Source organism: Ruegeria atlantica (genome assembly GCF_013032505.1).
GTDB lineage: Bacteria > Pseudomonadota > Alphaproteobacteria > Rhodobacterales > Rhodobacteraceae > Ruegeria > Ruegeria atlantica_F.
In genome coordinates this window covers 598550-610834 of sequence record NZ_WQCG01000002.1, presented here as the reverse complement: position 1 = coordinate 610834, position 12285 = coordinate 598550, and the positions used below count along the sequence as shown (strand labels likewise).

Here is a 12285-nt window from a genome sequence, read left to right as displayed (position 1 = left end):
AATTTCATAGCACCACCCGCCACATAATTTGCAGAACGCGCCATCGGTCGATGCTGCAATCCGTTTCATCATTGGTCATTAACCGGGAAGATTCAGTCAGCGCCTTTGATGTCGTGCTTGCCGCCGAAGTCTCGGATCACTGTTCTTTGGTGCTTGGGCTAAAAGGAAGCACCAATGCGACCCGCCACCAGCCAAATGAACTGGTCACAGAGAATGGCAACTCCGAGCCCAAATGGTATTTTGCTGCACTTTGAACATATGACGGCTCTGAAGAGGCGTGGCCTCATGACTTGCGAAAGCTGATAGGCCGGTCCTTATCCAAGTCCGATACGACATTGGCGGCCAAGGCATGCAGAGTTTCGACGTCGCGAATGAACTTCAGCCCTTGGCGGGTGAATACGTGTTCCCCGGGTTCCATATCTTTCCGGAGTTTGACGTGCATCTCTTTGGCCAGCAACGGGTTTGTCAGAGCATGGGTCAGAGCGTCATGCGCGACCATGGTGAACATCAGGGCGCCCATAATTCCGCCAGGTATGTGTCGCTCGGCGACGAGGCCGACATAGAACTCAAGGTCGTCGATCTTGTCGTCATAGAGATCCCTCAAGGCCGCGGCGACAACCTTTTCGCCTGTCACTTCTTCGAAGCTTTTTACCCGATGAAGTCCGAACCGTTCCCGGTAATCATTGTACCCCGCAAGGTCGGCCGCGCGCATTAGCTTAAGTGTGCCGCGTTTAACAAGGCGAAGTGCTTGAGGCGTATTGCCCAAAGTCATCTTTCCAGCTGGCGTTTCGACAAAGTGGTTAAGTGCAGACTTTAAACCTTTGTCAGTCAGCCATGCGTTGTTGTGCCGGAAACTCGCGAAATTCCGGGCAGGTTTATCTTGATCATCCAGAAACGGAAAGACATCCGGTATCAACGAGTGCCAACGATAAAGCAGATTGAACTCGAAATGAATCCGGTTGGTACGGTACCAATCTTGGCCCTTGTCAAATCTTGGGGGTACCTTGAAGGGTAGATCCAAAGGTGAAATGTGCCGAACATAGTCACTGATCACAATCTGTAGCAGAAGAACGATCATGACATTGCGGGCTTTTTCGAAAACCTCGTCATCATCAAAGGTGGGGTTTCCCTCGGCGATTTTGCGCGCGACCAGATTATGGTGTCGCAGAAAGAGTATGTTGAAGAGTGAATTCCCAAGCGTCGAGTTTCCGTGCTCTAATCCGCAGGCAAACAACGAGTTATACCCTTCAGGATTGTTGATCGCGCTTGCAAATATCGTTCTCAGCAGTTTCTCGTCCTCGTAAAGATCGACAAACTTTGGATCAAATTTCAGAGGCGTTCGAGGCCTTGTGTCTTTTTGATCCTTCGGGACGGCAGGTGCGTCCTCCAGCAGCTTGGCCGGAAACTCCTCACCGTTGATCCATTGCGATTTCAGGGTGCCTTTGTGCAAACTTGCATCGTAACCACTGTCAGTAGGCAAAAACCGCAGGATCTTTGTTTGCTCAGCATTCATTCCATAGATCTGGCAGAGGTCGATCTCGTGATTTGAGTCGTTTTCACGCTCTCTGTGGTGGTCCGGCCGATAACGCGCCTGCCCATTCTGCTGAACTTCAAGTCGGCCCCTCCGCAAGGTCCCATCGGGTGTGACCTGCGTGTTTCCCGAACTGTCATATCGGAGTTTATGTGAGGTACGCAAAAAGCTGTCTGTAAACCACTGCGCAAAAGATGCGAACAGCAGGTTGGAGCGTACATCGTCAATCTGTGCGCCTGTGGGTACGGGTCGAAGGAAAAGGTGCTCAAGTTCGTCAAGGCTTGGGCGGGTACGCTCGGATCCCATTTGTGGCGGGAGGTGTCGACCTGTCCAATTGCGGGCCACCATACCCGTCCAATGAGGGTATGGTTTTCGCATTGAAAACGCATGCGGGCGCGGTGGAGTAACGTTTCCGAACACGCCAATTGTGAAGCGCGAGAATAAGTTGCGAACCCAGACCGGGCGCAACAGTCGTTTCCAAAGGCCAGGTGCAAACCTCTTAACTAGCCCCGCCAGGATGGATAAGAGCGGCGAAACCACAATGCTTACGATAACCCAGGGAACTTTAATAATAGCTTTCAGCGCATCCCAAATACTGCGCAGGACATCCAGGGGATAGCTGCGATTGCTATGTAAGTACGCTTTAATGCCGTAGGTAAAATCATTCATCGAAATACCTCCTGCCTGTTCCTGTTTCGGTTGGTCGCGAATGGGCCGGGGGAAACTCTGGAAGAGTAAATCCGGGTTGGGCGCAGATCCGTTGGAGCGACGGGTTGAAGTCTAGGGTGGCCGGCGGAACGGGCAAAATGCCTGAGGGTCGTTCTGCGCGTTGAATGTATGACGCAAACGCGTTTCCCGGTGATGGGCGTGCACTTGCTTACGGGCGCGGAACAACTGCCCCACTGGCTCCATGTCTGGAAGCGTATTCCATGCGTTGAAGCGCAGAGCCGGAACCTGCGTTACGTGCCTAGGGTACCAGCGATCGCGTCCGGCAAAATACCAGGGATCCGAGCGATTAGAGGCAGGTTGCAGCGTCAATGTGCCGACGGTCTGGAATTCCGATATATCCTCATCCCAGACCAAATCTGTAAATTCGGTCGCCATGACTGCCTTGCATGGATTTCCTTGCCCTGTGGCTGACGTTGGAATTGCCCCAAATCGCGCAACCTGGATACACAGATCGAAAATCGCAGGTTCGCCCGCAACTTTCCACTCGTTGAACCACGCGCCTTGATCCTTTGCCGGTGAGCCCGATCCCGATGAGCGTGTCGACGCCTGGCTTTCCTGACGGGTGCGCAATGCGTATTTTATAAGGACATTGCCCAGCCTGTACGGTCCAGCTGAGTAGTAGTCTTTTTCCGCCCAATTTTTCCGAGACTGTTGTGCGGTATAAAGCCGATCCAGTGCGGAAGACATGATGGCGCGCTGGCAAACAAAGACATCGCCATTCGATTTTTGCAGCAGTGAAAACGCCGACTTGACCGGTCTGCTCGCAAATCCGGCTAAATAACGCAACTGACGTGCATCCCGAAAAAAGAAACCTTGCCCGTCTTGATCTCTGCTTTCTGTATCCCCTTGGCGGATACCTTCAGAGAAAAGTAAATCCAGTTCAGGCGCTGTGTGGTCCAGCGTGTAGACATTCGGTACGTCAAAACCGGTTTTGATCTTGAGCGACAGCCGGCTGACCTTGATTAGTTCTTTGTCTCTCAGAAAGTTGGGCCGGGCAATGACCTCGTAAGTGCCATTGCTCTGGAACAATCCGACCTGGCATTCCTCGGGCAGGCTCTGCACGCCGGTAATGTCTAAGGTGCCTTCGACCAGCCCTTTCGTATATCCCCAGTGTTTGTCTTCGTGATCAGGGTCATTGCCGCTGCCTTTTGCATAGGCAAGACAGTCCTGGGAAAACGCAGTCATGACGTCGTTAAAAAGTTCGCCCTCATCCGAGTCTCTGAATTCCGTGACGGGGACAAATGCGTCGTCCGCTCCGTCCGGGACTTTTGCAGCATCCGAATAATCCCGTTCGTGGCGTGATTTGGGCGCCCAGACCAGCCCCAGAAACCTGCCAACTGCAATAAGGGTGCTTACCAACCGTTCGATTAGCTGCTCTGACCCGGATTTTTTTTGACTGACCTTGGTCTTCTGGTCCTCCACAATGAAAATCCCCCCTTCTAGTATTCTCCCATTTCTCAAATTTTCATAACATGTTACGTGTTGCACGCAGCCTGTCATCCCCAGATATGGGGATGCTGGCCCATGCACCCGCCAGCTAAATCACTTGAGGAAAATTGCACATCAAGCGCACCAATTGCGTACGGTTTGCCGTGCCGGTCTTTCCCAGAACCGTCTTGACCTGCGCATTGATAGTTTCGACCGAGCGGTCCCGCTGTTCGGCGATGGCTGGATTGGTCAGTCCGCTGCACACAAGTTCCAACACCTGCGCCTCGGCGCCCGTAAGCTGAAACGCGTTCTTGGCGCTTTTCACGTCAACCTGGATAGGAAGAGACGTGTCTCTGCTAATGAGAACGGCAAGGTGATTGTGCGTTGTTCCCTCTTCCAAAAGATCGGTGGGCGGCAGCAGTTCGAGACACAACGCGCCAGCCTTGCCCCGAGTGTTGACAAGAATGGCTTCCTTTCGCGGCCGCGCGCCAAATGCTCCATGATTTCGAAAATCCTGCAGAAGGTCGTCAAAGCGGCCCCGGTCGGCTTGATCATGCAAAACCAGCCTAGCGTCTCTGGACAGCCAAAATGCATCAAACTCATTCAGTTGTCGGTTGAATTCCTCGTTCTTTGCGACCACGCGTGAACCGGCATCGAGAATACAAATCCCAACGTTCAAGCGGTCGAAGGCCTTAAGAAATACGGCGTGCTCGGATTTGTACGCGTTCAGGGCGTTCGACAGTTCCATCGACTTCGCTAAATGCGGCAGGACGGCTGCCAATTCTGCCACCTCCTCGGGGGCAAGGTGGCCGCGTTCTTCACTCGTCTGTAAAGAAAATCGAGAGCGAAAAGGATTGTCGCGATCTAGAAGAGCCCCATAGCGATGGCGGATCCCATGGCTTAGCATTTCCTTTACATGGGGCGCTGCGAGATACTCGTCTTCGACGGGGTAGAGGTCCTGCTCGCTGACAAGATCAACCCGATCTGGCGCCAAGTGGCCATATTGTAGCGACATTTGTTCGAATTCCAGCTGGTCGGAAAACTCAGATTTCTGATGTCGCTTAATGTAGTCCTCAAGAGCTTCGCGCCGATAATAACTGGAGAACATGACGGGTCTAAGTATGCGCGAAACACCATGACCGCTCCATTCCCAGATAATTACCCCATTTGCATTATAGCGCTCGGTGAGACGATTCAGTACTTCTGCCCAGGCAGCGGGCTCATGGGCGGAAGAGTAAGCCTGAAGAATAATCTCGGCAACGGCTGGATCCTTCATATGACAAGTTGCCTGATGTTAACAAAAAACCGTATAATTCAAACAGCATCATACTTGTCATTTCGGAACAATCAAACTTTCTCGGCGCCGGGCAGACGACCACAGCGGATTTCGTTGCAAACGTTTCGTAGCTGACTCAAAAAGGCTGAGCCGATGAATGACGATTGGTGAGGCGCATTGGGGTTGAACTTCAACCGCGTCATCTCCGCCCCATGCCGCGCGCCGATGATAAGCTCGACGATCGGGAAAATGTCAGAAGTTTTGATAATCGGCAGGCTCCAAGCCAGCATAGAGCAAAACCCTTTTGCCGGGTACTCGCGCTGTTTTGGCGGATTAGAAGTTTGGTATTCTTCGTTCCCGTGTGTTCGAGCGCAGCTCAGGACATAGTATTGCAAGCGTATCGGGGCCGGCACTCTGTCGGGCAGGGCCGCTTGATCCTTGGGCGCGGCGACGCTGTAAATCCGTGTAAACTGCCAGGCATAGGCACCGGCCAACGGGACTAAGACAAGGAACAAGAGGATCACGAAGCAAGCAATCTTTTGGGTTCCGGTTTGCGCGGGTTCGAATATCAGTCCAACGCTGTGGTCGTAAATTTTCTTAATCAGACTGCAAGCTGTTCCGATAGCTGGCAAAATTCTGCCTCAACCACGTATCGGTCGAACTGTGCGACTTCAGGAACCAGGCTCCTAGACCTACCCCAAACGTACCTGCACATTCTAGGAAGAACCAAATCAATGGGATGCTGCCAACAACAAATGTAATACAAAACAAGGCTATAAGCGATACGATGAACGTCACCACCCAGAATAGGAAGCCCAAGATAAGGTCGGTCGGGATATTGCTGAGTGCAGACAGCAATCTGTTCCCTTCGAGTTTTTTCATCGGTCATGTCACTGTTCCACATTCACCGGAACTATGACGGTACGGCGTTAACATCTTGAGAAACTTCAAGATCGGTGGGCTCAGGGGCTTTCAGCCCCGCTAGGACGAAACGTGTCGGCCGCTGCGGGTAGCATCAGGTAACAGTCCATCTTCGGTATTGAATTTCTCCAGGCCATACCGGGTGATCCAATTGGATCGCTCATTGAACAAGCTAGATGACCGGGTAGGCGCCCCAAAATAGAAACAATTTGCCAGCACAAAGGAACGGAGCCAATAATTTAAAAACGAATAGAATTTCCTACCCGGTCAAAGCTACGATGCCACAACGTAAGCGGTGTGAAATCACCCAGACTGGTTAAAATTGCAGATATCTTTGCTGACGGTTCTACTACAGAGTTTTGACATTGACGCAGGTTGGGTCAGCGCATGGGTTTCGTCGCGAAGATTTTGCTGAGTGCAGTTATCGCGCTGCAACTGCGTGCAATTCTGCGAATTGCCGAAACGGACGGGTTGCGAGTCATAACTGACCTTTCCGGATCATCTGCGACACTTCGCTGTCAGTAAAATTCGCCGAAGCCGAAGCCGAAGCAAAAAAGACTTGGAGCTGTGCTTCCGGCGGGCTTCTCTTTTTCACAAAGGTTACAGTCGTGGATGTCCGAAAACGCATCCAAGGAAATATGCTGATTTTCCCCACCCGAAACATGGATGTGTTCAACTATTTATATATTTTTCAGTTTGTTACGAAATCAAAGCCGGTGCAGCCAATGAATGAAGGCGTCTACGGATTCCGCATGTTTCGCACGCCGGGGTCTGGCCAGAAAATAACCGTACGACTCGAGTTCGACATCAGACAGGCGAACAAGTGTTCCTTCTTCCAGCTCGCGCATAACTAAGGCGTCGTTCAATGCGATACCCTGACCATCAATGACAGCTTGCACCCTGACATTAGGGTCGGGAATAATCAGTGTGTCCTTGCGTGTTTGATCTGGCAGACCGGCTGATGCAAGCCACTCGGACCAGGCGGTGCTACCGTCGTGATCACGTAACAGAGTGAATTCTGAAAAGGCGCGCTTCAGGCCGATCCTTTGAACTTTTTCAGCCGCTTTGGGATTTCCGACAGGCCAGCTTGGCATTGGCATGAAGGGTTCAATCTCAACATCATCCCAGGCCCCGTTTCCCCAGCGAATTGCAAGATCGACCCCCTGGCGCTCCAGATCGGTCAATTGCGTCATGGGTTGGATGCGAAGCTGGATGTCCGGGTGTTCCTGCATGAACTCCATAAGCCGAGGGGACAACCAGCGAGAGGCGAAATAGCTCGACATCCCAACAGTGAGTTGATTTGTATTGACGCCTTTGAAGGTCGCCAGTTCCGCCTCGATATTCCGAAAGAGAGGACGCGCGAGCGTCATAAGCCTGCTGCCTTCTTCAGTCAGAACGGCTCCGCGTGGTGATCTTTCGAACAGGTTCACCCCCAAGTCAGCTTCCAGAACTTTTATCTGGTAGCTGATCGCGCCTTTGGTCATGTTCAAAATTTCGGCCGCATCGGAAAAGCTGCGATGTTGGCCGACCTCAACAAATAGGCGCAGCGTATCGTAATGCCTGAACGTGATTAGCATGCCAGGTATGTTTAAAAATTTTGAACGACACGTAAAGATAATTTCGATTGCCGTAGCAGCCCAGAAGAACAAAATCCGCTCGGGGACTTTGACAGGAGGCATCCGGTTTGGAAAACGTAGACGTGTCGGTGCAGCCCAATTTGCGGAGGGCGGTTAGACGGGGTCGATCGTCGCGCCAATCGAATGCTCAAGTCGTTGTTTCGCCCCGTGTACGAAGAATCCCGGTCTTTGAACTGCTGAACGACAATGCGCTCTTGGCGATCGAGGCGCAGGCCGATTGGATACTGGAAAACATCGGCGTCGAATTTCGAGGCGACACTGCAGCACTTGATCTGCTGGCAGCAGCAGGTGCCTCGGTGGAAGGCGAGCGGATCAAGTTTGTCCCGGGATTGGCACGGCAGCTATGTGCAACCGCTCCCGCGGAGTTTAAGCTTCATGCCCGCGATCCAGCCAACACTGTGACCCTTGGTGGAGACAACATTGTCCTGATGCCGGGTTACGGTTCGCCTTTTGTAAGCGATCTGGAGAATGGTCGGCGCTATGCAACGCTGGCTGACTTTCAAAACTTTGTCAAAATGACTTACTCTACGCCTTGGTTGCATCACTCTGGCGGTACGATTTGCGAGCCGACAGACGTTCCGGTCAACAAGCGACACCTTGATATGGTGTTTGCGCATCTGACCTTGTCGACCAAGCCCTTCATGGGCGGCGTGACTTCGCCCAAGCGTGCGCAGGACAGCATCGACATGGCCCGCATCGTCTTTGGCACGGATTTCATGGAAGAAAATGTGGTGATGCAGGGCAATATCAATGTCAATTCGCCCCTGATCTATGATGATACGATGACTGGTGCACTGCGGGTCTATGCGGCGTCCAATCAGTGCGTCTGTATTTCGCCCGCTATATTTGCGGGCGCGATGGGGCCGCTTTCTCCAGCTGCAGTTGCTGCCCAAACGCTTGCCGAAGGCATGGTCGGCATTGCGTTGGCGCAATTGGTTCGTCCGGGCTGCCCGGTCGTCTTTGGCAGTTTTCATTCTACGATGAACCTCAAATCCGGGGCGCTGACATTCGGATCGCCCGAGGCCAATCTTGCAACGATGGCTGTGTCGCAACTTGGACGTCGTCTGGGTGTTCCGGTTCGGTCCGGAGGAGGGCAGATTTCCGGCTCAAACGCGCCGGACGGTCAGGCCATGCAGGACAGTACCGCTGCAATGTGGGCCACTTTGCTTTCGGGAACGCACCAGGTTTGGCATTCGGCAGGTTGGCTCGAGGGCGGGCTGGTGATGTCTTACGAGAAATTCATCATGGACCTGGACCATTGCGGGGCGATGATGACGTTGTTGCAGGGCTTCACAACGGATGAAGAAGCCTTTGGTCGCGACGCGTATCTTGAGACGGGGCCGGGTGAAAATTTCCTGTCTACCCAGCACACCCTGCGGCATTACGCGACCGCGAATTTCCAACCCGACATTCCCGAGGCCGGTCCTTTTGAGACCTGGAGCGAGAATGGCAGCATGACGGCGGATCAACGCGCGACAGCGCGGTGGAAGCAAATGCTGACTGATTACACGCCACCGCCGATGGACGAATCCGTATGCACGGCGCTGAAGGAATTCGTTGCCACGCGCAAGGCATCGGCAGCCGACGAATGGTACTAGAAAGGATTGACCATGACAGAAGAACTGAGCCGCACATCCGCGCTTGCCTCTCGCCACACAGCTTTGGGTTCCGGGCTTGAGGATTGGAACGGCATGGGCACGGCCTGGACATACAATACCGATCCCAATGATGAACACGATGCAGTTCGTGAGGCCGCAGGCATGTTTGACATGTCGCCGCTTAAGAAGGTGTTCGTGCGCGGCCCGGACGCAGCTTCGGTTCTGGACCATCTGACCACGCGTGACACGAGCCGTATCGCTCCGGGGTCGGCGGCTTATCTTTGTGTTCTGACGGATAAGGGCGGCATTGCCGATGATGCGATCATTTCGAACAACGGTGGCGATGAATGGATGATCGTCCATGGGTCCGGCGACACGATGGCGTTGCTTGAGGCATCGGCCGAAGGACGGGACGTACAGCTGGAATTCACTGACGACCTGCATGACCTGTCGGTTCAGGGCCCCAAATCCATGGATACCTTGAACGCCAATTGCGACATTGACCTGACTGACCTTGGGTATTTTCAGCACGCTCCTGCGAGACTATTCGGCCACGCTTGCCGCTTGTCGCGCACTGGATATTCGGGCGAACGCGGGTATGAGATCTTTGCTGACGCATCGGCGATAGGCGATATCTGGGACAAGCTTGCAGATGCCGGCGTCATGCCCTGTTCGTTCACTGCGCTTGACAAGGTTCGGATCGAAGCCGGTCTGTTGTTTTATGGCTATGACATGACCGAAGACAACACACCGTCTGAGGTTGGTCTTGAGTTCACAATCAGCAAAAACAAAGGCGGTTTCCGCGGAAAAGAGGCGGCGCTGGCGGCAATAGGCAATGAAGCCGTTAACAACGTCTGCCTGGATATCGATCATTCCGACATGGTCGCAGGCGGTGAAACACTGGCGCTGGGTGGTAAAGAGGTGGGCGTCGTAAACAGCCCATGTTTTTCACACCGGATGAACAAATCGCTGGCGCTGGCGCATATCAACCCTGGGATCGCTGCCGGAACTGTTTTGAACTTAAGCGGCGATGGGTTTGAAACAACGGCAACCGTTGTCGAAAGCCCAATCTACGATCCAAAGAAACTCAGAACACATGCATAACAACCAGCGGCCCGATCTTTGGGCCGCTGATGTGTATCAGGCTCCCGATAATCCTTCCATAAACATCGGGCCGCCTGTCCAGCGGGGAAATCCGAACGCGTTGATCATAACTACGTCGATATCTTCGGCCCGTTGGGCGATGCCCTCGTTCAAAATTGCATGACCTTCCGTTTGCATGCGGCCAAGGATGCGGGACATGATCTGATCAGGGCTGAAGGAAATTCGGGTGATCCCCTTTCGACTGGACTCGGACAGGATAAGTGCTTGGACCTCAGGATCAGGTTTTCGGGATTTGCCGTCATAGATGTACCATCCGCGCCCCGATTTTTGTCCGAACCGGCCCATCTCACACAGTTTGTCGGCGATATCGACATAGCGTTCGTCCGATTTCCTTTCCGCTGCCTGACGCTTGCGCATGGCCCACGCGATATCAAGCCCGGCCAGATCCTGCATCTGGTAGATGCCCATGGGCATCCCGAACGCAAGCATGGCCTCGTCAATTTCCCAAGGCAGTGCACCGTCTTCCAGCATGTATTCGCATTCGCGGCGATACGCCGACATGATACGGTTCGCGATAAAGCCATCGCAAACACCTGCCAGAACGCAGATTTTGCCCAATTGCCTGCCAAAGGCCACACAGCTGGCCAGAACTTCGTCGGACACGGTATCGGGTACCACGATCTCCAACAACTTCATGATATGTGCCGGTGAAAAGAAATGCAGCCCGATTGCTCGTGAGGAATGTTTTAATGTCTGTGACAACGCATTGACGTCCAGATAAGACGTGTTTGACGCTATGATCGCGTCAGGGCGCACAACCGCCTCGATTTTTGAGAAGACTTCTGCCTTAACCTCGAAATTCTCAAAGACGGCCTCGATGACCAGATCAGCATGGGCAAAAGCAGCGTAGTTTGCAGAAACCGTAAAGCTATCGAGCATTTTGTCATGTTTCTGCTGCGAGACCAATCCTCGGGATAAGCTGCCCGCAAGGATATCTGCAGTGCGTTTGAACCCCGCCTGCGCGGCGTCATCGTCACGTTCAACCAAAACCACTGATACCCCCCGCAGCAAGCATGCCGCGGCGATGCCTGCCCCCATAGTCCCACCGCCGACGACCCCGACGGTTTGAATTTGCGCGAGTTTCTGACCTTTCAGGCGTTCCAGAGATATTGTTCCGCGTTCTGCAAAAAATATGTGACGAAGTGCGGCGGATTGAGGGTCATCTTTGAGTTTAAGAAAGGTCTCTCTTTCTTGTTGCAGCGCCTCTTCGACGGTCAGGTTGAACCCTTTGCTAATGGCCTGTGCCGCCGCCACCGGTGATTTCTGTCCCTTTGCTCGTGCGGTAACTTTGGCTACCTTTTCGTCAAATGCAGCCTGATCAACGGGGAGGTTAACTGCTTTGTCCAGCGTTGAGGGACGGACCGGATGACTCGCCAGGTTATCGATAAAGGACAGTGCAAAAGGCGTAAGTGCACCTTCTGTTAGCGCGTCGATCAACCCGGCATGCAATGCGGCCTTTGCCGATATGGGCTTGCCACCAGCGACCATGTCCAGCGCAAGTTCCGCGGAAACAAGACGGGGCAATTGCACTGTTCCGCCAGCGCCGGGGATCAGACCCAGATTGACTTCGGGAAGGCCCAGCTGCGCGCCTGCGTTAGCCACGCGGTATCGACAGGCCATTGCCAGTTCCAAGCCGCCACCGAGCACCGATCCGTGAAGAACCGCCACCCATGGTGTTTGAGCCGTTTCAATCAAGCGCAAAACATCCGGCAGGTGCGGTTCTACCGGGGGTTTTCCGAATTCCCGTATATCGGCACCAGCTACAAATGTCCGTCCCGCGCAGGTCAGCAGAACCGCTTGAACGGTAGGGTCTCGTTCCGTTTCCTGTACGACATCCAGCAAGCCCTGCCGAACTGCGTGTGAAGCGGCGTTCACCGGCGGGTTATCTATTGTCACGATGGCTATATTGTTCTGGCGTTTCAGAGTCAGTGGCATGGACAAACCCATTTTCAGTTTAACGGTATCTTCCTCAATGCAGGCGCATATCGGAAGGGCTGTTTC

Annotated in this window: 9 protein-coding genes; 3 read left to right on the top strand and 6 right to left on the bottom strand. The window is 53.4% G+C overall.

The window, feature by feature from the left end; translation table 11 throughout:
• Window positions 1-50: 50 nt before the first annotated feature.
• Window positions 51-254 (top strand): hypothetical protein, encoded by a 204-nt coding sequence (locus tag GOW92_RS09805; protein ID WP_170560293.1) that lies wholly within the window; start codon window positions 51-53, stop codon window positions 252-254.
• Window positions 255-283: 29 nt separating this feature from the next.
• Here the strand turns inward: GOW92_RS09805 and GOW92_RS09800 are convergent, their stop codons facing one another.
• The 5 genes from GOW92_RS09800 to GOW92_RS09780 all read right to left on the bottom strand — a co-directional run bounded on the left by GOW92_RS09800 (window position 284) and on the right by GOW92_RS09780 (window position 7462).
• Window positions 284-2200, bottom strand: coding sequence for a peroxidase family protein (locus GOW92_RS09800; RefSeq protein ID WP_170560291.1), 1917 nt, complete (start codon window positions 2198-2200; stop codon window positions 284-286).
• A 111-nt stretch (window positions 2201-2311) separates the two neighbouring features.
• Window positions 2312-3682, bottom strand: coding sequence for a hypothetical protein (locus GOW92_RS09795; RefSeq protein ID WP_170560289.1), 1371 nt, complete (start codon window positions 3680-3682; stop codon window positions 2312-2314).
• A gap of 115 nt (window positions 3683-3797) precedes the next feature.
• Window positions 3798-4964: a helix-turn-helix transcriptional regulator gene (locus GOW92_RS09790; protein ID WP_170560288.1), complete on the bottom strand. Its 1167-nt coding sequence runs from the start codon at window positions 4962-4964 to the stop codon at window positions 3798-3800.
• Window positions 4965-5035: 71 nt separating this feature from the next.
• Complete coding sequence (locus GOW92_RS09785; RefSeq protein ID WP_170560286.1) at window positions 5036-5488, bottom strand: hypothetical protein; 453 nt, start codon at window positions 5486-5488, stop codon at window positions 5036-5038.
• A 1104-nt stretch (window positions 5489-6592) separates the two neighbouring features.
• Window positions 6593-7462 carry a LysR substrate-binding domain-containing protein gene (locus GOW92_RS09780; protein ID WP_170560284.1) on the bottom strand — a complete coding sequence of 290 codons (870 nt, stop codon included), beginning with the start codon at window positions 7460-7462 and terminating at the stop codon, window positions 6593-6595.
• A 107-nt stretch (window positions 7463-7569) separates the two neighbouring features.
• Here GOW92_RS09780 and GOW92_RS09775 point away from each other — a divergent pair, with 107 nt between their 5' ends.
• Together GOW92_RS09775 and GOW92_RS09770 are read left to right on the top strand one after the other, a co-directional pair.
• Window positions 7570-9120 carry a trimethylamine methyltransferase family protein gene (locus GOW92_RS09775; RefSeq protein ID WP_174822475.1) on the top strand — a complete coding sequence of 517 codons (1551 nt, stop codon included), beginning with the start codon at window positions 7570-7572 and terminating at the stop codon, window positions 9118-9120.
• Window positions 9121-9132: 12 nt separating this feature from the next.
• Window positions 9133-10224 carry an aminomethyltransferase family protein gene (locus GOW92_RS09770; RefSeq protein WP_170560282.1) on the top strand — a complete coding sequence of 364 codons (1092 nt, stop codon included), beginning with the start codon at window positions 9133-9135 and terminating at the stop codon, window positions 10222-10224.
• Window positions 10225-10260: 36 nt separating this feature from the next.
• On the opposite strand, the gene GOW92_RS09765 is transcribed toward GOW92_RS09770, so the two are convergent.
• Window positions 10261-12219 carry an FAD-dependent oxidoreductase gene (locus GOW92_RS09765; RefSeq protein WP_170560280.1) on the bottom strand — a complete coding sequence of 653 codons (1959 nt, stop codon included), beginning with the start codon at window positions 12217-12219 and terminating at the stop codon, window positions 10261-10263.
• Window positions 12220-12285 lie beyond the last annotated feature (66 nt).

Bases quoted from the DNA above. Each gene is read 5' to 3' on its own strand.
- GOW92_RS09805 (WP_170560293.1), top strand. From the start codon at position 51: ATGCTGCAATCCGTTTCATCATTGGTCATTAACCGGGAAGATTCAGTC.
- GOW92_RS09800 (WP_170560291.1), bottom strand. From the start codon at position 2,200: ATGAATGATTTTACCTACGGCATTAAAGCGTACTTACATAGCAATCGC.
- GOW92_RS09790 (WP_170560288.1), bottom strand. From the start codon at position 4,964: ATGAAGGATCCAGCCGTTGCCGAGATTATTCTTCAGGCTTACTCTTCC.
- GOW92_RS09780 (WP_170560284.1), bottom strand. From the start codon at position 7,462: ATGCTAATCACGTTCAGGCATTACGATACGCTGCGCCTATTTGTTGAG.
- GOW92_RS09770 (WP_170560282.1), top strand. From the start codon at position 9,133: ATGACAGAAGAACTGAGCCGCACATCCGCGCTTGCCTCTCGCCACACA.
- GOW92_RS09765 (WP_170560280.1), bottom strand. From the start codon at position 12,219: ATGCCACTGACTCTGAAACGCCAGAACAATATAGCCATCGTGACAATA.